Genomic DNA, 19663 nt, shown 5'->3' with positions numbered 1-19663 from the left:
TTACCCCCATGACCACCCATGTGACCAGGCCGGATTCCCCGGTACGGCTCCGGGCGACCGACGCGCCGGGCCAGCCGGACGTCACCCCCGCGCTGGAAGAGCTCTACCGCGGCTTCGAGCGGGAGCTGCTGGTGCCGCTGTGGACGGAGATCGGCGACCTGATGCCGGTCCATCCGCGTTCGCGCGCCGTACCGCACCTGTGGCGCTGGGAGAGCCTGCGCGGGCTCGCCGAGCGGGCCGGAGACATCGTCCCGGTCGGCCGTGGCGGGGAACGGCGGGCGATCGCCCTGGCCAATCCGGGTTTGGGGGGCCGTCCGTTCGCGACGCCCACGCTGTGGGCCGCGATCCAGTACCTGATGCCCGGCGAGGACGCCCCCGAGCACCGGCACACCCAGCACGCCTTCCGCTTCGTCGTCGAGGGCGAGGGCGTGTGGACGGTCGTGAACGGCGACGCCGTGCCGATGCGCCGCGGCGACTTCCTGCCGCAGGCCGGCTGGAACTGGCACGCCCACCACAACGCGACCGACCGGCCGATGGCCTGGATCGACGGCCTCGACATCCCGTTCCAGTACACCTCGGAGGCGCAGTTCTTCGAGCCGGGCCGCGACGAGATCGGCGACGCTGAGCGGATCACGCCCGAGCGCTCCCGCTCCGAGCGGCTGTGGGCCCACCCCGGGCTGCGTCCACTGTCGGCCGGCGAACTCGCCCCTGGCACCCCGCTGCTGTCCTACAAGTGGGAGTTCACCGACCGCGCCCTGGCCGACCAGCTCGCCCTTGAATCGGAGGGCTTCGGCGGCACCGTCGAGCCCGGCCACGCCGCCGTCCGCTACACCGACCCGGCCACCGGCGGCGATGTTCTGCCCACGATCCGGGTCGAGTCGCACCGCGTCGCCCGCGGCGCGGAGACCGCCCCGATCCGTACGACGGGATCGTCGGTCTACCAGGTCTTCGACGGCTCCGGAACGATCACCGTCGGCGAGCGGACCTGGTCGGTCACCCGCGGCGACCTGTTCGTCGTGCCCTCCTGGGAATCCTTCTCCGCCCGGTCCGAGGCCGGTTCCACCGACTCCGACGCAGGCGCGCTGGACCTGTTCCGGTTCAGCGACTCCCCGATCTTCGAGGCCCTGCGGCTCGACCGCACCCGTACCGAAGGGACCACCGGATGAAGCTCGCCACCCTCCGCGTCGGCGGCTCGACCCGTGCGGTGCGGCTCGACGGCGACCGGCTGATCGACCTCGGCGCGGCCGACCTGGGCGAATTCCTGGCCGGGGGCGACTGGGCCGCGCGGGCCGCGGCCGCGGACACGACCAGGGCCTATCCCGCCGAGGGCGCGGACTTCGCGCCGGTCGTCCCGCGCCCTTCGAAGATCGTCTGCGTGGGACTCAACTACAAGAACCACATCCAGGAGATGGGCCGCGATCTTCCGCGGCACCCCACCTTGTTCGCGAAGTTCGCCGACAGCCTCATCGGCGCGGCCGACGAGATCGCCCGCCCCGCCGAGACCGAGGAGTTCGACTGGGAGGTGGAGCTGGCCGCGGTGATCGGCGCGCCGGTCCGCCGGGCCAGGGGCCGCGCGGCGGAGGCCGCGATCGCCGGGTTCACCGTGCTCAACGACATCACCTGCCGGGACTGGCAGTTCCGCACCCGCGAATGGCTCCAGGGCAAGATGTGGGACTCCTCCACACCGGTCGGGCCGTACGTCGTCACGCCGGACGAACTGCCCGGCGGCGTGCGCCCGCGGCTTGAGGTCGCGCTCAGCGTGGACGGCGAGGTCATGCAGCGCGACAACACCGGCGATCTGCTCTTCGACCCGGTCGCGCTGGTGGAGTACGTCTCGACCGTGGTGCGGCTCAACCCCGGCGACATCATCGCCACCGGCACCCCCGGCGGCGTCGGCCACGCGCGCGACCCCAGGCGCTACCTGACCGGCGGCGAGCGCGTCGTCGCCGAGATCCAGGGCGTGGGGCGGCTGGAGAACACCGTGGCCGGGGAGCGTGCCTCCTGATGCGCCGCACGTTCGAGGACGCGCTCGTCTGGAGCGCGGCGGGCACCCGGCTGTTCTCCGGGGCCGTCGCCGGATGGGGCGAGGAACAGTACCGCGCCCCGTCCTCGCTCCCCGGCTGGACCCGCAAGCACCTGGTGGCGCACGTGGCGGCGAACGCCGACGCGCTGGGCAACCTGGTCCGCTGGGCCGCGACCGGCGAGGAGACCCCGATGTACTCCTCGGCCGGGCAGCGCGCCGCCGACATCGTGGCCGGTGCCGGGAAGCCCGCCGCCGAACTGGCCGCCTGGCTGTGCGAGTCCGCGGACCGGCTCGCGGCCGGGACCGCGGGCCTCGGCCCCGCGCAGTGGAACGCCATGGTGGTCACCGCCCAGGGCCGTACGGTCCCGGCGACCGAGATCGTGTGGCTGCGTTCGCGCGAGGTCTGCGTGCACGCCGTGGACCTCGCCGCCGATGTCACCTTCGCCGACCTGCCCATCGGCTTCCTGGTGGCCCTCGCCGACGACATCGTGGTCAGGCGCGGCGACGCTTCGGGGCCCGCGGTCGTGCTCGCCGCCGCCGACACCGGCGACCGCTGGGAACTGCCCGGCCACGGCGTCGCCACCCGGGTCACCGGCCCGCTCGCGGAGGTCGCGGCGTACCTCGCCGGCCGCCCGCACGCCCTGACCACGGCCCCGGAACTGCCGGCATGGCTGTGAACGCGTACGACATGGGGAAGAGCGACATGGACGTGCTGGTCGTCGGCGGCGGCATCGGCGGCCTGAGCGCCGCCTTCGCGCTGGCCCGCGAGGGCGTACGGGTGCGCGTGCTGGAGCAGGCCCGCGAGTTCGGCGAGGTCGGCGCGGGCCTTCAGATCGCCCCCAACTGCACCCGGATCCTGCGCGAGTACGGCCTGCTCGACGAGGCCGGGAGCCTCGGCGTGCTGCCGAAGAGCATGGTGATGCGCGACGCCGTGGACGGCGCGGAGCTGACCCGCCTGGATCTGACCGACCTGGAACGCAGATACGGCTTTCCCTACATGGTCATCCACCGCAGCGACCTGCACGCCATCTTCCTGCGCGCCTGCCGCCGCGCGGGCGTCGATCTGGTCACCGACGCGAGGGTCGTCGGATATGAGAACCTCGCGCCCGGTGCGCGGGTACGGCTGGCGGACGGCCGCACCGACCAGGCCCGGATCGTCATCGCCGCCGACGGCCTGCGCTCCGTCGCCCGCGGGCTCCTGTCCGGCGACGAGCCGGTCAGCTCCTCTTACGTCGCCTACCGCGCCGCCGTACCGATCGAACAGGCCGGCCGGGACGTGGATCTCAGCGAGGTCTCGGTCCACGTGGGCCCGGGCTGCCACTTCGTCCGGTACGGGCTGCGCGGCGGCGAGATGCTCAACCAGGTCGCGGTCTTCCGGTCACCCAGGGCCCTCGCCGGCGAGGAGGACTGGGGCACACCCGACGAACTCGACGACGCCTTCGCCGGGACCTGCCGGGAGGTCCGGACCGGCATCCCGCTGATGTGGCGCGACCGGTCGTGGCGGATGTTCGACCGCGACCCCATCATGACGTGGGTCGACGGCGACATCGCGCTGCTCGGCGACGCCGCCCACCCGCCGCTCCAGTACATGGCGCAGGGCGCGATCATGGCCATCGAGGACGGCTGGGTGCTCGCCAGGCAGGCCGCCGCGCACCGGGCCGCGGACGGCACGATCGACTGGCGGGGCGCCCTCGCCGCCTACGAGGCCGTCCGCCCCGAACACTGCCGCCGCGTCGTGACCACGGCCCGCGCCTGGGGCGAACTGTGGCACCTGGACGGCATCGCCCGCCACCGGCGCAACACGCTCCTGCGCGCCCGCGACACCTATGACTACTCGTTCATCGACTGGATCTACGGGCCCACGGCGCTGACCCCGCAGGAGGAGCCGCCGATGTTCTCACCGATCCCGCTGGACTCCGCGGATCGCCCGTGAGCGACTTCCTCCGGGAGATCCGGTACGCCGACATCAACGGTGACAAGCGCGCCGACCGGGCCCTGATCACGGCCAAGGACGCCCAGTTCGCCGGCATGGACGGCGACGGCAAGGCCGACGTCGTGCGCATCGGCTGGACCGGCGTCACCCACGCCTGGCTGAACGAACTACCCGCGAACCGTTTCGACACCTTCCACCCCTGACGGAGGGGGTCACACGGCCTTGACGAAACCCGAGTCCACGGTGAACTCCGCGCCGGTGGTGCTCGCCGAGCGCGGGGAGGCCAGCAGCACCACCACGTCGGCGATCTCCTCGGGCCCGGCCAGGCGACCCGTGGTCAGGCCCATGGACTCGGGGACGATCTTGTCCAGGACGGCGGCACGGTCGGCCCCCGTCAGTCCGGCGATCCGGTCGGCGGCGCCGCCCGGCTCGGTCCACCAGGGGGTCAGCACCGGGCCGGGGGAGACGGTGTTGACCCGGATGCCCTGCGGCCCGAACTCCTCCGACAGCGCCTTGGTGAGGTTGCTCATCGCGGCCTTCGCCGCCCCGTAGTCCACGTTCATCTGGGAGGGCTGCCGCGCGTTGGCCGAAGAGACGTTGACGATCGAGCCGCCGCCCCGGCTCAGCATGTGCGGGATGGCCGCCCGTGCCGCCCGCACCGCCGAGAAGAGGTTGAACTCGAACATCGCCCGCCACTCGTCATCGCTCGCGTCGAAGAACGAGCCACGCGGCAGGTCCACTCCGGGCGGCCGCCCGCCCGCGTTGTTCACCAGGATGTCCAGGCCGCCGAACTCCTGCACGGCGCGCGCCACGGTCCGGGCGGGAGCCTCGGGGTCCATCAGATCGACGCCCTCGTGCACCAGGTCCGGCCGGGCCAGGGCGGACAGCTCCGGCCCGGCCGTACGGGAGGCGGCGACCACCTTCGCGCCCTCCGCGAGCAGCGCGTGGGTCACGGCCAGCCCGATCCCCTTCGACGCGCCGGTGACCACGGCGACGCGGCCCTTGAGTCGCATGTCCATGACGGTTTCCCTTCGTTGCCACAAGGATTGCCACAAGGACGCGGCCCGGCCCCGTGACGGGCCGTCCGCGTCACCCGAAGGTATTCCGGCCGCCGGATCGGCCACCGGTGCTCACGAGACCGGCAATTCCAGCGGTTTTCCGTCCTGGCTTGCGAAGGTCAGCCGCCGTCGAAGGTGCGCATCACCAGGCCCGTCCGCGGCTTGGGCCCGAACGAGGTGGACTTGCGCGGCACCCGTTCGCCCCCCGCCGCGACCGCGAGCACCTGGTCCAGCGACAGGGGATTGAGGATCACCGCGGTGCCGCCGGTGTCGCGGGCCTGGCGTACCGCGGCCTGCGCGTCGTGGTGCACGATGCGCACGGCCTGCTCGTCGTCGCTCAGCCCCCACACCTTCGGCAGCAGGAACTCCGCCAGGATCGAGGTGTTCAGCCCCGCCCACCGGGCCGACCGCGTGGCGGGCATGGCGTGCCTGAGCTGCAACGGGTCGGGCCCGGTGAGCAGGTGGCAGGCCGTGCCCTCGCCCGCGAGCAGGTACGCGGGCTCATCGGCCGCCGCCAGCGCGGCCAGCCCGGCCGCGAGGTCGGCGTACTCGTGCACCTGGCACGCGCCCTTGGCCCGGCTGACCGCCTGCGCCAGCGGCAGGCCGGGGATGACCCGGTGGATAGGGTTGAGGTCGGGCGGGTAGACGCTGGCGTCCACGATGAGGGCGAGCCCGTGGTCCCACGGACCGGCCGCCTCCTCGGGCGTGGCGGCCTGCGCCCGGCGTTCGGCCTGCAGCGCCCGGTAGGTGGCGTAGCGGTGGTGCCCGTCGGCGATCAGGGCCTGGCGGGGGCGCAGATCCTTGGCGATCACGGCCAGTTCGGCCGGGTCGGTCACCGCCCACAGCCGGTGCCGCAGCCCGTCGGCGGTGTCCGCCTGCACCAGCGGGGCGCGCGTGGTGGCGATGTCGTCCACCAGGTGCGTGGCGGGCCCGCCGCCGTCGTAGACCAGGAAGATGGGCTCCAGGTTGGCCTCGGTGACGCGCATCAGCGCCAGCCGGTCGGCCACCGGGCCGGGCATTACGTGCTCGTGTGGCAGGATGATCCGCTGCTCCGGGTCGGCCAGGGCGACCGCGCCGATCAGCCCGCGCTGCAGGACGTGCCCGCCCGCCGCCTGCTCGTGGACGTACACCGCGGGCTCGCCGTCCAGCGCGAGCACACCGGCGTCGAGCCAGTCGCGCAGCGTGTCACGCGCCCGCGCGTAGTCGTGGCGGTCCGCGCCGGGAAGGATCAGCCGCACCACGTTGTTGGGATGTACGGCAAGCAACTCGCGGACATCGTCGTCGGAGATCAGATCGTATGGCGGAGAGGTGACCTTGGCCGTCTCCCCGACGCCCTTCGCGCCGCCGGGGGGCCCGGCGGAAAAGCGCACACCTCGGAACGGGCGCAGGACCAGCCCTTCAGGCACCGGCAGTTCAGGATTCGCCATATCGGGCATGCTCCCACAGAGTTCTGAATCGTCCAGAGCCCGGATGCGGCTCTTCCCGCCCCGGCACCTGCCCGCGAACACGCTGCCAGTGGTCTTGTCCGTGCCCATGGGGAAGGGATGACGAATGGTGGAAGGCAGGAACACTCCGGATGAGGCCCGCGAGCCGACCCAGGGTGCCCCCGGCGGAGGCGTCTACGAGTGGTTCCAGCGCGGGATGAAGCTGCTCCGCGAGGGCAGCCCGGCCGCCGCGGCGGCGCTGCTCGAAAGGGCGGCCGAGGCCGAGCCCGGCTCCCGCAGCGTCCGCGAGGGGCTGGCCCGCGCCCAGTTCAACTCCCGGCAGTACGAGAAGGCCGCGGACAGCTTCCGCTCCATCGTCGACGCCAACCCCACCGAGGACTACGCCTACTTCGGCCTGGGCCTCGCCCTGTGGCGGACCGGCGACATGGAGGCGGCCCATGAGCCCCTGGCCATCGCCGTGGCGATGCGCCCCGACCACAAGGACTACGTGACGGCGCTGAAGAACGTCCGCGCGACCCTGCGCGCCCGTGAGGCCATGTGAACGACGCCAGGGCCACCGCGAGACCCGTCCAGCGGCGCGTAGGATCTGCGACCGTGCTGACATCCGCTCTGGTCGAGGGCTACGACACGCTGCTGCTGGATCTTGACGGTGTGGTCTACCTGGGGCCCAGGCCCGTGCCGAAGGCCGCGGAGGCGCTGGCGGCGGCGAAGGCGGCGGGCGTACGGCTGGCGTACGCCACCAACAACGCCTCACGCACCCCCGGCGCCATCGCCGAACACCTCACCGCGCTGGGCATCCCCGCCGAGGCCGCGGACCTGGTCACCTCCGCCCAGGCCGCCGCCCGGCTCATCGCCGAGCGGGTGGAGCCGGGGGCGGCGGTGCTCGTGGTGGGCGGCATGGGGCTGCGCCAGGCGGTACGCGACCGCGGCCTGCGCCCGGTGAGCACGGCCGCGGACGACCCCGTCGCGGTCGTGCAGGGCTATTCGCCCGGCATGTCCTACGGCCTGCTCGCCGAGGGGGCGCTCGCCGTACGGCGGGGCGCGCTGTTCGTCGCCTCCAACTCCGACGCCACGATGCCGTCGGGCCGCGGCGAGATGCCGGGCAACGGCGCGATGTCCCGGGTGATCGCCACCGCCACCGGCGTCGAGCCCATCGTCGCGGGCAAGCCGCTGCCCCCGATGCACCGCGAGTCCATGATCCGTTCCGGGGCCCGCCGCCCGCTGGTCGTGGGCGACCGCCTGGACACCGACATCGAGGGCGCCGCCAACGCGGGCGTGGACAGCCTGCTGGTGCTGACGGGGGTCGCCACCCCGCTCGACGTGCTCACCGCCGTACCCGCGCACCGCCCCACCTACATCGCCGCCGACCTGTCGGCGCTGCACCTGCCCTACCCGCAGGTGCGGCGGGCGGACGGCGGGCGCGGCTGGTCCTGCGCGGGCTGGCACGCCCACTGGGAATCGGACCGGCTGCACCTGTCGGGCTCCGGCGACGCCGTGGACGGGCTCCGCGCGGCCGCCGAGGCCGCCTGGCAGGCCGCGGGCGACGGCGGCCTGAGCGCGGACTCGGTGAAACCGGCCCTCGCCGCCCTGGGCCACTGAGTCCATGAAAAGCGGTGTGCGGCGGGTGCTCAGAGGAGGCGGCGCAGGCGGAACAGGTCGCCGATGCTCGCCTCCACCTTGACCCTGCCGCCGAGCAGGGCACGGGCCATGTCCAGCTCTCCGTCCACCAGCGAGACCAGGTCGTCGCTGCGGATCGTGAGGCGGATGTCGGCCTGGCGGGCCGGCTCGCCGCCCGCGCCGCCCTGGTCGTCGAGGGACTCCAGCCCGCCGTGATGGATGCGGCCGTAGAAGGTCGTGCCGAGGTCGGGCACGTGACAGCTCACCGACCGCTCGACCACGTGCTTGGCCTTGGTCTCCTCATCGACTTCGTCGAACTGCTCGGCGAGCTTGCGCAGCGCCGCCCGGCACTCCTCGACGGTCGCCATAGATCGCGTTCCCTTCTCGCAAGGACCGTCCGAAACCGTCCTTACCTAGGGACGGTAGCGTTCCAATCAACTACTACGGCAAATCCGCCGCTCGTGGGCGCGGCAACGCCAGGTTGGCGCGCCAGGTGGCGGTGGCCGTCGGATACGGTCGGGGCAGCGGCGCACACGCGCGATCGTACGACCTTCCCGGAGGGGGCGAATGACGGATCTGCCGCAGCGGACCGGCGGCGCGGCCGAAGAGGCGCTGGCCGGGCTGGACCGGCTCGCCGCACTGCCCGTCGGCGAGCATGTCGCGGTGTTCGAGGAGATCCACGCCGGCCTCGAACGCGCGCTGGCCTCCGCCGACGGGGCGGAGTCCGCGCCGGAGCACGCGCACGAGCGGGGTCGCGGGTGAGCAGACGGGTCCGGCTCGACAGCGAGCTGGTGCGCCGGGGGCTGGCGCGCTCGCGTGAGCACGCGGGCAGGCTCATCGCCGACCGGCGGGTCAGCGTCGGCGGTCAGCTGGCCGCCAAGGCCGCCAGCCAGGTCGACACCGCCGCCCCGATCGTCGTCGCCGAGCAGGCCGAGGGCGGCCCCGACTACGTCTCGCGCGGCGCGCACAAACTGCTCGGCGCGCTCGCCGCGTTCGGCCCGCTCGGGCTGTCCGTACGGGGCCGCCGCTGCCTGGACGCGGGCGCCTCGACCGGCGGCTTCACCGACGTCCTGCTGCGCGAGGGCGCCGCGCACGTCGTCGCGGTGGACGTCGGGTACGGCCAGCTCGCCTGGTCCCTGCGCACCGACGACCGGGTGACGGTCATGGAGCGCGTCAACGTCAGGGACCTGGCCCCCGGCGACGTGGGCGAGCCGCCGACGCTGGTGGTGGGCGATCTGTCGTTCATCTCACTGCGCCTGGTGCTGCCCGCGCTGCACGCCTGCGCCGCCCCGGCCACCGACTTCGTCATGCTGGTCAAGCCGCAGTTCGAGGTGGGCAAGGACCGGGTGGGCGCGGGAGGCGTGGTACGCGATCCCGCGCTGCGCGTGCAGGCCGTACAGGACGCGGCGGACGCCGCGCGCGCCCTGGGCCTGGTGGTGCGCGGGGTGACGGCGAGCCCGCTGCCGGGCCCGTCGGGCAACGTCGAATATCTGCTGTGGCTGGGCAAGGGAGAGGGGGCGCCGCCCGTCCCCGACCTCGCGGCGGAGATCGAGCGGGCGGTGGCGGAAGGGCCACGGTAGTGACGACCAAGCGAACCATCCTGATCACGACCCACACCGGGCGCGAGGCCGCGATCGACGCGGCCCGGCTCGTGATCGACAGGCTGGTCACGGCGGGGATGCACGTACGCGTCCTGGACTCTGAGGCGGAGAGCGTGGCCTGCCCGGGCGTGGAGGTCGTCCCGGCCACCGGGGCCGCCGCCGACGACGCCGAGATGATCATCGTGCTGGGCGGCGACGGCACGATCCTGCGCGCCGCCGAGATGGCCAGGCCCAGCGGCGCCCCGCTGCTCGGGGTCAACCTCGGCCATGTCGGATTCCTGGCCGAGACCGAGGCCGACGACCTGGCCGACGCCGTGGACAGCGTCGTGCGCGGCCGGTACGACGTGGAGGAACGGCTCACCCTTGAGGTGGTCGCCCGGCTCAACGGCGAGGTCATCGCCGAGACCTGGGCGCTCAACGAGGCCACCGTGGAAAAGCGGGACCGCATGCTGGAGGTCGTCACCGAGATCGACGGCAGGCCGCTGTCCCGCTACGGCTGCGACGGCGTCATCTGCGCGACCCCCACCGGCTCCACCGCCTACGCCTTCTCCGCCGGAGGTCCCGTGGTCTGGCCGGAGGTGGAGGCCCTGCTGCTGGTGCCGATCAGCGCGCACGCCCTGTTCGCCCGGCCCCTGGTGGTCTCGCCGCGCGCCTCGCTGGCCGTGGAGATCCTCCCCAACACGCCGGGCGGCGTGCTGTGGTGCGACGGACGCCGCCGCTTCGACCTGCCCTCCGGCGCGCGTGTCGAGGTACGGCGTGCCGACGTACCGGTGCGCCTCGCCCGCCTGCACGGGATCAACGACACCGGAGCCCCCTTCACCGACCGTCTGGTGGCCAAGTTCGACCTGCCCGTTCAGGGCTGGCGTGGCCGTACACGGGGGTTTTGACCACCCGGAACACCGAGGGTGCGCGTGCTGTGACGCCCGCGTTCAGGTTCCGCGGGGCCGGAAGCGCGTAGGATCGTCTGGCACGCGCCGCACACGCGTTCGGTGGCTGGTATGTGACGGGAGGGACCAGTGCGACCAAGGGTCGAGGAGGTCCGTATCGGCGGTCTCGGCGTGATCGACGAGGCCGTCCTGGAGCTTTCGCCGGGCTTCACCGTCGTGACGGGCGAGACCGGCGCGGGCAAGACCATGGTGGTGACCGGGCTCGGCCTGCTGTTCGGCGGGCGCGCCGACCCCTCGCGGGTGCGGCCGGGCGCCGATCGCGCCAGGGTCGAGGGCACCCTGCTGGTCGAGCCGCGCGGCCGGGTCGCCCAGCAGGTGGAGGACGCCGGGGGCGAGGTCGACGACGGGCAGCTCATCATCGCCCGCACGGTCTCGGCCGAGGGCCGCAGCCGCGCCTGGCTGGGCGGGCGCACGGTGCCCGTCGGCACGCTCACCTACCTCGCCGACGACCTCGTGGCCGTACACGGCCAGATGGACCAGCAGCGGCTGCTCCAGCCCGCCAGGCAGCGCGCCGCCCTCGACCGCTACGCGGGCGAGGAGCTGGTGAAGCCGCTGCGCGCTTATGAGCAGACCTATGACCGCCACCGGAAGGTCGCCGGTCGGCTCGCCGAGCTGACCACCAAGGCGCGCGAGCGCGCCCAGGAGGCCGACGTGCTCAGGTTCGGCCTGGAGGAGATCGAGAAGGTCGATCCCAAGGCCGGCGAGGACACCGAGCTGCGCGAGGAAGAGGAGCGGCTGTCCCACTCCGACGCGCTGCGCACCGCCGCCACCACGGCGCACGGCGCGCTGCTCGGCGACCCGATGAGCGCCGCGGAGTCCGCCCAGGACGCCATCTCGCTGCTCGGCGCGGCCCGCGCCGCGGTCGAGGCGGTACGCGACTTCGACCCCGCCCTCGGCGGGCTGGGCGACCGGCTCGCGGAGGCCGGATACCTGGTCTCCGACGTGGCGACCGAGCTGGCCGCCTACGCCGAGTCGGTCGACGCCGACCCACTGCGGCTGGCCGCCGTGCAGGAGCGCAGAGCCCAGCTCGCGGGGCTGACCCGCAAGTACGGCGAGGACGCCGCGGCCGTGCTCGAATGGGCCGCCCGCGCCGCGGCGAGGGTGGCCGAGCTGGACGGCGACGACGACCGCATCGAGGAGCTGACCCGCGAGTACGACGAGCTGACCGACCGGCTCACCGCCCAGGCGGACGATCTGACGCGGGTGCGCACCGTCGCCGCGCAGCGCTTCGGCGAGGCGGTGACCAAAGAGCTGGCCGCCCTCGCGATGCCGCACGCCCGGGTCGTCGTACAGCTCTCCCAGGCCGCCGACTTCGCCCCGCACGGGCGCGACGAGGTGGAGCTGCGGCTGTCGGCGCACCCCGCCGCGCCGCCGCTGCCGCTCGGCAAGGGCGCCTCGGGCGGCGAGCTGAGCCGGGTGATGCTGGCCATCGAGGTGGTCTTCGCGGGCGCCGACCCGGTGCCCACGTTCGTCTTCGACGAGGTCGACGCGGGGGTGGGCGGCAAGGCGGCGGTCGAGATCGGCCGCAGGCTGGCCACCCTGGCCCGTACCGCGCAGGTCATCGTGGTGACCCACCTGCCGCAGGTGGCCGCGTTCGCCGACCAGCACCTGGTGGTGGAGAAGGCGAGCGACGGCAGCGTGGTCCGCAGCGGCGTGGTCACCCTCGATCACGAGGGCCGGGTCAAGGAGCTGTCCCGGATGCTCGCCGGGCTGGAGGACTCCGAGCTGGGCCGGGCGCACGCCGAAGAGCTCCTCGCGATCGCCGCCGCCGATCGCGCATGACGCGGGCGTTCCCGGGCATTGTCCGCTTCTGTGCGCCGAGGCGATTTGATTCCATCACTCCATGTGACATATCCGACACGCCACGCCGTGCGGCGCCGGTGAAGTCCTTCACTCTGGCAGGATGGTCGTGATGAAGGTGCCGACCATGAGGGTTCCGGGCCTCCGCCGCTGGAAGGCAGACGACCTTCCCGGGGTGACGGCAGTGGCGAGGATCGATCGGCGGACCAAGAGGCTGACCAAGCGCCTCAAGTCCGGTGAGATCGCGATCATCGATCACGTCGACGTCGACCGGGTCAGCGCGGAGGCGCTGGTGGCGTGCGGGGCGGCGGCCGTCGTCAACGTCGCGGCCGGCATCAGCGGGCGTTACCCCAACCTCGGGCCGCAGATCGTCATCGAGTCGGGCGTGCCGTTCGTGGACAACGCGAGCCCCGAGCTGTTCGAGCGGATCAGGGACGGCGACGTGGTCCGGGTCCACGACGGCGTGATCTACCGCGATGACGAGGTCGTGGGCAAGGGCGACGTCCAGACCGCCGAGACGGTCGACGCGGCCATGGCCGAGGCCAGGGCCGGTCTGTCGGTGCAGATCGAGGCGTTCGCCGCCAACACCATGGAATACGTCAGGCGCGAGCGCGACCTGCTCATCGACGGCGTGGGCGTGCCGAAGATCCGCACGTCGCTGGAGGGCAGGCACGTCCTGATCGTGGTGCGGGGCTACCACTACAAGGAAGACCTCGCCACGCTGCGCCCCTACATCAGGGAGTACCGGCCCGTCCTGATGGGCGTGGACGGCGGCGCCGACGCGCTGCTGGAGGCCGGCTACCTCCCCGACGTCATCGTCGGCGACTTCGACTCCGTCTCCACCAAGGCCCTCACCTGCGGGGCCGAGCTGGTGGTGCACGCCTACCGGGACGGCCGCGCCCCCGGCCTGGAGCGCGTGCGCCGGCTGGGCCGTGACGCGGTGGTCTTCCCCGCGCTCGGCACCAGCGAGGACATCGCGATGCTGCTCGCCGACGACAAGGGCGCCGACCTGATCGTGGCCGTGGGCACGCACAACACGCTCGTGGAGTTCCTGGACAAGGGCCGCTCGGGCATGGCGAGCACCTTCCTGACCCGGCTCCGGGTGGGCGGCAAGCTCATCGAGGCCAAGGGCGTCAGCAGGCTCTACCGGAGCCGGATCTCCAACTCCTCCCTCCTGCTGCTGGTCATCACCACCCTGGTCACCTTCGGGGTGGCGCTGCGGATCTCACCCGTCGGCCAGATCTGGCTGGAGGGCCTGCGCGACATCTGGAACGCCTTCATCTTCTGGCTGGTCGGACTCTTCTCGTGATCGATTTCCGTTATCACCTCGTCTCCATCGTCGCGGTCTTTCTCGCGCTCTCCGTGGGGATCGTGCTCGGTTCGACGTTCCTCCAGGACCCGGCGATCTACGTGGCCAACACCGCTGTCGAGCAGGTGCGCCAGCGCAACGCCGGGCTGCAGGAGCAGATCACCGATCTGCAGCTCCGCGAGCGCGGCAACGACGCGCTGATCTCCGGGCAGACCCGCAGGCTCGTCTCCAAAGAGCTGGACGGCGAGCGCGTCCTGATCGTGGAGCTGCCCGGCGTCACCACCAGCGACCGCGAGGCGGTGCAGGAGGTGCTGGAAGACGCGGACGCGGCGGTCAGCGGGCAGGTCGCGCTGACGGAGAAGTACCTCGACCAGCGGCAGAGCGGGGTGATCGACCAGCTCGCGGTGACCGCCAAGCCCGCCGAGATGACGTTCCCCGTGGACGCCACGCCGTACGAGAAGGCGGCGGCGGTGCTCGCGGCGGCGGTGGTCACCTCCGACAGCGCCCAGGTGGGCAGGGAGAACCCGGCGGCGGCCGGGGTGCTCGGCGCCTTCCAGGAGGGTTCGCTGATCACGATGCGCGGCGATCCCGCGCTGCGGGCCTCGCTGGCCGTGGTCCTCGCGCCCGGCGAGCCGTACGAGGGCGAGCACGCCGAGGCCCAGAACGCCGCGGTCGTGGCGCTGGCCCGGGGGCTGGACGCGGCCGACCGGGGCACGGTGCTCACCGGGCCGGCGGCCTCGGCCTCGCCCGGCGGGATCGTGGCCGCGCTGCGCGACTCCGGCGAGGCGGCGGCCGCGGTCTCCAGCGTCGACAACGGCGAACAGCCCACGGGACGCGTCACACTGGTCTACGCTCTGCGCGAGCAGCTCTCCGGCGGCGCGGGGCAGTACGGCATCGGCACCGGCGCCTCTGCCGTCGGGCCGTCTCCCGCACCCACGTCCACCCCCAGCAGCTCCTCCGGAGGCTGATGATGGCCGCCCGTCCCCGACTGTCCACCGCCGCCCGCGCCGTGCTCGGCACCGTGCTGGGCGCGGTCGCCGCCCGCACCGCCTACGCCGCCCTGCGCAGGCGTCCGCCCCGCGGCGAGGCGACCTGGACCAGGACCAACCACCGCGGCGAACCGCTCACGCTGCTCGAAGGCCCCGCGTTCGCGGCGGGCGCGGGCGCGGCGGCGGCCGTCGTTCCCGGCCTGCCCGTCAAGGTCCGCGCCGCCGCGCTGCTGGCGGGCCTGGGCAGCGGCGCCCTCGGCGCCTACGACGACCTGTACGGCGCGGCGTCCTCCAAGGGCTTCAAGGGCCACCTCGGCGCGCTGGCCAGGGGCGAGGTGACCAGCGGCGCCGTGAAGATCCTCGGCATCGGCGGGACGGGCCTGGCCGCCGCCGCGCTGGTCTCGCGCGGGCCGCTGGACACGGTCGTCAACGGCGCGGCCATCGCGGGCTGCGCCAACCTGGCCAACCTGTTCGACCTGCGCCCCGGCCGGGCGATCAAGGTCGGCCTGCTGACCGGCGGGCCGCTGCTGGCCGCCTCGGTGCTGCGCGGATCCCCGGCCGCCGCGGTCGCGGTCGCCGTCCCGCTGGGCGCCGCCGCCGCGCTGCTGCCCGAAGACCTCGGCGAGCGGGCCATGCTCGGCGACGCGGGCGCCAACGCGCTGGGCGCGCTGCTCGGCCTGGCCGCGGTGACCACGCTCGGCCGGCCGGGCAGGCTGGCGGTGCTCGGCACCGTCGCGGCGCTGACCGCGGCCTCGGAGAAGGTCAGCTTCACCAAGGTCATCGCCGCCAACCCGACCCTCAACCGGCTCGACATGCTCGGCCGCCGTCCGGTGGAGCCCAAGAAGGCCGACCAGGTGGAGCCGATCGAGCCGGTCGGTTCCGTGGAGGTCTGAACAGACCGTGTTGCGGCGGCTCGGGCAGGGAGTGGCCGGGGCGGCGGTGCTCATCGGCGTCATCACGGTCGCGGCCCGGCTGACCGGATTCGGCAAGCAGCTCGCCCTGGCCCGCACCGTGGGCACCAACTGCCTGTCCACCGCCTACTTCACCGCCAACCACATCCCGAACATGGTCTTCGAGGTGGTGGTCGGCGGCGCGCTGACCGGGATGGTGGTGCCGGTGCTGGCCGCCGCCGCGGCCCGCTCCTCGGCGGCCGACCGCGCCACCGTGGGGCGCATCACCTCGGCGCTGCTGACCTGGGTGGTGGCCGTGCTGGTGCCACTCGCGGTGGTCGCCGCGCTGACGGCCGAGCCGCTGATCCGGCTGTTCACCGGTCAGCCCGACAACTGCGACGCGGCGGCGGTGGTGGACGTGGCCACGCGGATGCTGGTCGTCTTCGCCCCGCAGATCCCGCTGTACGGGGTGGCCGTCGTGCTGTACGGCGTGCTCCAGGCCCACCGGCGGTTCGCCGGTGCCGCCGTGGCGCCCCTGGTGTCGAGCATCGTGATGATCGTCGCCTACCTGCTGTTCGTTCCGCTCCGGGGTGAGGTGACCGATCCGCTCGCGGTGCCGCGTCCCGCCGAGCTGGTGCTCTCGGTGGGCACGACACTGGGTGTACTGGCCCTCGTGCTCACCGTGATCGGCCCGGCCGCCCGGCTCGGGCTGCGGCTGCGGCCGACGTTCCGGTTCCCCGAGGGGGTCGGGCCGGTGGTCAGGCGGCTGGCGGTGGCCGGGCTGGCCGCGCTGCTCGCCCAGCAGGCCGCGATGGCGCTGACCGTCGTGCTGGCCAACCGGGGGATCGGCGAGGGGGCGATCGTCGTCTACAACTTCGCGTGGGCGATCTATCACGTACCGTACGCGGTGCTCGCCCTGCCGATCGCGACCACCGCGTTCCCGATGCTGTCCACCCGCGCGCAGGACGGTGACACCGCGGGGTTCGCGGCGGCGTCGGCGGCCACCAGCCGGGCGGTGCTGCTGGTCTCCGGGCTGGCGGCGGGGCTGCTGGCGGCGGTGGCCACGCCGGTGGCGCGGATCTTCCTGGACGGCGCGGTCAGCACGGTCGATCCGGACGAACTGACCCGCGCGATCACGCTGTTCGCGCCCGGCCTGGCCGGGTACGCGCTGATGGCGCACCTGGGCAAGGTCCTGTACGCGGCGGGGCACGGCCGTGCCGCCGCCACCGGCACGGTCGCCGGATGGCTGGTGATGATGGCCGCCCAGACGGTGTGCGCGCTGAGCATGCCGCCCGGCTGGGGGACCGCCGGGCTGGCGCTGGGCGCCGCCGTCGGCATGTCGGCCGGAGGGCTGGTGCTCGCCGTCGCGGTGCTGCGGCTGCGCGGGCGCGCCGCGCTGCGCGGGATCGGCAGGGCGGGGGCCGCCGCGCTGCTCGGCGGGCTGGCCGCGTACGCGGCGGGCGCGGGCGTGGTGGCGCTGTCCGGTGCGCCCGAGGGGGTGTGGGCCAACGTGCCGCCCGCCCTGCTCGCGGGCCTGGCGGCGGCGGTGCTCGGCGGCGCGGTGGCGGTGCTGGTGGACCGGCGCGACGCGCTGGCGGCCCTGGCGAAGGTACGGCCCGGCGGGCGGCGTGAGGCGATCGAGGAGCGAGTGGATGGATGACGCGCGGATCCTGCTCGTGCTGGGCACCAGCGCGGGCGGCGTGGGACGGCATGTGCGGACCCTGGCCTCCGGCCTGGTGCGCCGGGGGCACCGGGTGGCGGTGGCCGGGCCGCGCGAGACCCAGGAGCGGTTCGGCTTCACCGAGACGGGCGCGGCCTTCCTGGCGGTGCCGATCGCGGACCGGCCGCGCCCGGGGGGCGACCTGCGGGCCATGGCGGCGCTGCGCGGCGCTGGGGCGGACGTGGTGCACGCGCACGGCCTGCGCGCCGGGGCGCTGGCCGCGCTGGCCCTCACCGGGCGGCGGACGCCCCTCGCGGTGACGCTGCACAACGCGCTGACCGCCGGGGGCGCGGTGGGGGCGGTGTACGGAGTGCTGGAGCGGATCGTGGCCAGGAGGGCCGGGGTGGTCCTGCCGGTCTCCCCGGACCTGGGGGCGCGGATGACGGACCTGGGGGCGCGGCGGGTGGTGCCCGCCGTCGTCCCGGCGCCGCCGCTTCCGGCCGCGGGGCGTACGCCGGGGGAGACCCGGGCCGCGCTGGACGTGCCCGCGGGCCGCCCGCTGCTGCTGACCGTGGCCAGGCTGGCTCAGCAGAAGGGGCTGGAGACACTGCTCGACGCCGCCGCGGCGGTGCCGGACGCGCTGTTCGCGGTGGCGGGGGAGGGGCCGCTGCGCGGGCCGCTGGCGGCCAGGATCGCCGCCGAGGGGCTGCCGGTGCGGCTGCTCGGCGACCGCGCCGACATGCCCGACCTGTTCGCGGCGGCCGACGCCGTGGTCGTGCCGAGCCGCTGGGAGGGCCAGCCGCTGAGCCTGCAGGAGGCGTTGCGTGCCGGTCGCCCGGTCATCGCGAGCGCGGTGGGCGGGATTCCGGGCATGCTCGGGGAGGCTGGGCTGCTGGTGCCGTACGGCGATGTGGCGGCGCTGGCCGGGGCGGTACGGCGGGTCCTCGGCGAACCCGGCCTCGCCGCCCGGCTGGGGAAGGCGGCGGCGCGGCGCGGCGCGGAGCTTCCCGGCGAGGACGACGCGGTGGTTGCCGCGCTGGCCGTCTACCGGTCTATCCTGGGGGCGGCCGCGGGCCCGGGAGATTAGGTACCGGCGAGATTAGGTACCGACCTGCCCTTCACCTATACTGCGTGGGTTAGGGGGGGAGTATCCCTTTCGCGTCAGTCTCGTCATCACGGTGCCGCCTCGCCCCACGAGGCCCCCGGGGCTGACGGTCCGCCGTGTCTTCTCGCGGGCGGGAGAGACCTCCGGCAGTCTGTCACGCACGCCGGAGGTTAATCGAACGTGGACGTATCCGTGTGGGCATGGGCCGCCGTCATCGGCGGCCTTCTCGTGGTGCTTGCAGTAGACCTCTGGATCGTGGACCGGGGAGAACCCCGTGAGTTCTCCATGCGCCAGGCGGGGTTCTGGGTCGGGTTCTATGTGGCCCTCGCCGCCCTCTTCGGGATCGGCATGTGGCTGGTGGCGGGGGGCGCGAAGGCGGGCGAGTTCTTCGCCGGGTATCTGACCGAGTACAGCCTGAGCGTCGACAACCTCTTCGTCTTCTTCATCATCATGAGCCGGTTCGCCGTCCCCAAGGCGTACCAGCACAAGGTGCTGCTGATCGGCATCCTGATCGCCCTGGTCATGCGCGGCATCTTCATCGCGCTCGGCGCGGCCGCGCTGGCCAACTTCAGCTGGCTGTTCTACGTGTTCGGGGTCTTCCTCCTCTACACCGCCTACGGCATCATCCGCCAGCACGGCAAGGAGGAGGAGGTCAACGAGAACATCGTGCTGAGGTGGGCGCGGCGGGCGCTGCCGACCACCGACGACTACGTGGGCTCCAAGGTCACCGTCAAGGTGGACGGCCGGCGCATGGTGACCCCGATGCTGATCGTCATGATCGCGATCGGCACCACCGACCTGATGTTCGCGATCGACTCGATCCCGGCGATCTTCGGCCTCACCCAGGACGCGTTCATCGTCTTCACCGCCAACGCGTTCGCGCTGATGGGCCTGCGCCAGCTCTACTTCCTGCTGGGCGGCCTTCTGCAGCGGTTGGTGTACATCAGCTATGGTCTGGCGTTCATCCTGGCCTTCATCGGGGTTAAGCTGCTTCTGGAGGCACTGCACTCCAACCACGTCTCCTGGGCCCCCCAGGTGCCGATCTGGCTGTCCCTGACGGTCATCGGGGTCACCATGGTCGTCACCACGGTGGCCAGCCTGCTCAAGGCGCGCAGCGACGCGCGCAAGGGCGGCGATGTGGACGCCCCCACCAGTCCGCAGACCACTCAGCAGGGGTAGCCGAACCATGGTGGCGGGCGCTTTGCTTGTCTCATTGCGCCGACTATGGGGTGTGGGATCGGTAACATCCTTCTGAAGGCGGCGACCAAATAGCCGGAAATCCTCAC

20 protein-coding genes are annotated in these 19663 nt (G+C 73.4%); 17 read left to right on the top strand and 3 right to left on the bottom strand.

Annotation, left to right across the window (positions count from 1 at the left end; genetic code table 11):
• The first annotated feature begins 8 nt into the window (after window positions 1-8).
• The 5 genes from DP939_RS17995 to DP939_RS17975 are packed head-to-tail and all read left to right on the top strand — an operon-like array spanning window position 9 to window position 4159.
• On the top strand, window positions 9-1166 hold the full coding sequence (locus DP939_RS17995) for a cupin domain-containing protein (protein ID WP_113981839.1): 1158 nt from the start codon (window positions 9-11) through the stop codon (window positions 1164-1166).
• On the top strand, window positions 1163-2005 hold the full coding sequence (locus DP939_RS17990) for a fumarylacetoacetate hydrolase family protein (RefSeq protein ID WP_113981838.1): 843 nt from the start codon (window positions 1163-1165) through the stop codon (window positions 2003-2005). The genes DP939_RS17995 and DP939_RS17990 overlap by 4 nt, the downstream gene beginning before the upstream one ends.
• Window positions 2005-2700 carry a maleylpyruvate isomerase family mycothiol-dependent enzyme gene (locus tag DP939_RS17985; RefSeq protein WP_113981837.1) on the top strand — a complete coding sequence of 232 codons (696 nt, stop codon included), beginning with the start codon at window positions 2005-2007 and terminating at the stop codon, window positions 2698-2700. Before DP939_RS17990 ends, DP939_RS17985 begins: the two co-directional genes overlap by 1 nt.
• Complete coding sequence (locus DP939_RS17980) at window positions 2691-3956, top strand: FAD-dependent oxidoreductase (protein WP_225878319.1); 1266 nt, start codon at window positions 2691-2693, stop codon at window positions 3954-3956. The genes DP939_RS17985 and DP939_RS17980 overlap by 10 nt, the downstream gene beginning before the upstream one ends.
• Window positions 3953-4159 (top strand): hypothetical protein, encoded by a 207-nt coding sequence (locus DP939_RS17975; protein WP_113981836.1) that lies wholly within the window; start codon window positions 3953-3955, stop codon window positions 4157-4159. Before DP939_RS17980 ends, DP939_RS17975 begins: the two co-directional genes overlap by 4 nt.
• A 9-nt stretch (window positions 4160-4168) precedes the next feature.
• Here the strand turns inward: DP939_RS17975 and DP939_RS17970 are convergent, their stop codons facing one another.
• Both DP939_RS17970 and DP939_RS17965 read right to left on the bottom strand, forming a co-directional pair.
• On the bottom strand, window positions 4169-4975 hold the full coding sequence (locus DP939_RS17970; RefSeq protein ID WP_113981835.1) for an SDR family NAD(P)-dependent oxidoreductase: 807 nt from the start codon (window positions 4973-4975) through the stop codon (window positions 4169-4171).
• 158 nt (window positions 4976-5133) lie between these two features.
• On the bottom strand, window positions 5134-6441 hold the full coding sequence (locus tag DP939_RS17965) for a DUF1015 family protein (protein WP_225878318.1): 1308 nt from the start codon (window positions 6439-6441) through the stop codon (window positions 5134-5136).
• 124 nt (window positions 6442-6565) lie between these two features.
• Here DP939_RS17965 and DP939_RS17960 point away from each other — a divergent pair, with 124 nt between their 5' ends.
• Both DP939_RS17960 and DP939_RS17955 read left to right on the top strand, forming a co-directional pair.
• Entirely contained in the window at window positions 6566-7000 is a 435-nt protein-coding gene (locus tag DP939_RS17960) for a tetratricopeptide repeat protein (RefSeq protein WP_113981833.1), read from the top strand.
• Window positions 7001-7053: 53 nt separating this feature from the next.
• On the top strand, window positions 7054-8058 hold the full coding sequence (locus DP939_RS17955; RefSeq protein ID WP_199565226.1) for an HAD-IIA family hydrolase: 1005 nt from the start codon (window positions 7054-7056) through the stop codon (window positions 8056-8058).
• 29 nt (window positions 8059-8087) lie between these two features.
• On the opposite strand, the gene DP939_RS17950 is transcribed toward DP939_RS17955, so the two are convergent.
• Window positions 8088-8444: an SCP2 sterol-binding domain-containing protein gene (locus DP939_RS17950; RefSeq protein WP_113981832.1), complete on the bottom strand. Its 357-nt coding sequence runs from the start codon at window positions 8442-8444 to the stop codon at window positions 8088-8090.
• Between the two features lie 199 nt (window positions 8445-8643).
• Here DP939_RS17950 and DP939_RS17945 point away from each other — a divergent pair, with 199 nt between their 5' ends.
• From DP939_RS17945 to DP939_RS17900, 10 genes are all read left to right on the top strand, one after another.
• The gene (locus tag DP939_RS17945; RefSeq protein WP_113981831.1) at window positions 8644-8838 is read left to right on the top strand and encodes a hypothetical protein; all 195 of its coding nucleotides are present in this window, start codon (window positions 8644-8646) and stop codon (window positions 8836-8838) included.
• On the top strand, window positions 8835-9656 hold the full coding sequence (locus DP939_RS17940; protein ID WP_113981830.1) for a TlyA family RNA methyltransferase: 822 nt from the start codon (window positions 8835-8837) through the stop codon (window positions 9654-9656). The genes DP939_RS17945 and DP939_RS17940 overlap by 4 nt, the downstream gene beginning before the upstream one ends.
• Window positions 9656-10564: an NAD kinase gene (locus DP939_RS17935; RefSeq protein WP_113981829.1), complete on the top strand. Its 909-nt coding sequence runs from the start codon at window positions 9656-9658 to the stop codon at window positions 10562-10564. Before DP939_RS17940 ends, DP939_RS17935 begins: the two co-directional genes overlap by 1 nt.
• 129 nt (window positions 10565-10693) lie before the next feature.
• Window positions 10694-12406: a DNA repair protein RecN gene (recN, locus tag DP939_RS17930; RefSeq protein ID WP_113981828.1), complete on the top strand. Its 1713-nt coding sequence runs from the start codon at window positions 10694-10696 to the stop codon at window positions 12404-12406.
• Window positions 12407-12536: 130 nt separating this feature from the next.
• Window positions 12537-13733, top strand: coding sequence for a putative cytokinetic ring protein SteA (gene steA, locus DP939_RS17925; RefSeq protein ID WP_113981899.1), 1197 nt, complete (start codon window positions 12537-12539; stop codon window positions 13731-13733).
• Window positions 13730-14701 carry a copper transporter gene (locus DP939_RS17920; RefSeq protein ID WP_113981827.1) on the top strand — a complete coding sequence of 324 codons (972 nt, stop codon included), beginning with the start codon at window positions 13730-13732 and terminating at the stop codon, window positions 14699-14701. The genes steA and DP939_RS17920 overlap by 4 nt, the downstream gene beginning before the upstream one ends.
• A gap of 2 nt (window positions 14702-14703) precedes the next feature.
• Window positions 14704-15615, top strand: a complete 912-nt coding sequence (locus DP939_RS17915; RefSeq protein ID WP_113981826.1) for a hypothetical protein — start codon at window positions 14704-14706, stop codon at window positions 15613-15615.
• 7 nt (window positions 15616-15622) lie between these two features.
• Window positions 15623-17272 (top strand): murein biosynthesis integral membrane protein MurJ, encoded by a 1650-nt coding sequence (gene murJ, locus DP939_RS17910; protein WP_113981825.1) that lies wholly within the window; start codon window positions 15623-15625, stop codon window positions 17270-17272.
• Window positions 17265-18359: a glycosyltransferase family 4 protein gene (locus tag DP939_RS17905; protein WP_113981824.1), complete on the top strand. Its 1095-nt coding sequence runs from the start codon at window positions 17265-17267 to the stop codon at window positions 18357-18359. The genes murJ and DP939_RS17905 overlap by 8 nt, the downstream gene beginning before the upstream one ends.
• 198 nt (window positions 18360-18557) lie before the next feature.
• Window positions 18558-19556: a TerC family protein gene (locus DP939_RS17900; RefSeq protein WP_113981823.1), complete on the top strand. Its 999-nt coding sequence runs from the start codon at window positions 18558-18560 to the stop codon at window positions 19554-19556.
• The last annotated feature ends 107 nt before the right edge of the window (window positions 19557-19663 follow it).

The sequence above is a fragment of the Spongiactinospora rosea genome (assembly GCF_003315795.1).
GTDB classification, from domain to species: Bacteria; Actinomycetota; Actinomycetes; order Streptosporangiales; family Streptosporangiaceae; genus Spongiactinospora; species Spongiactinospora rosea.
This window is presented reverse-complemented; position numbering and strand designations above follow the sequence as displayed.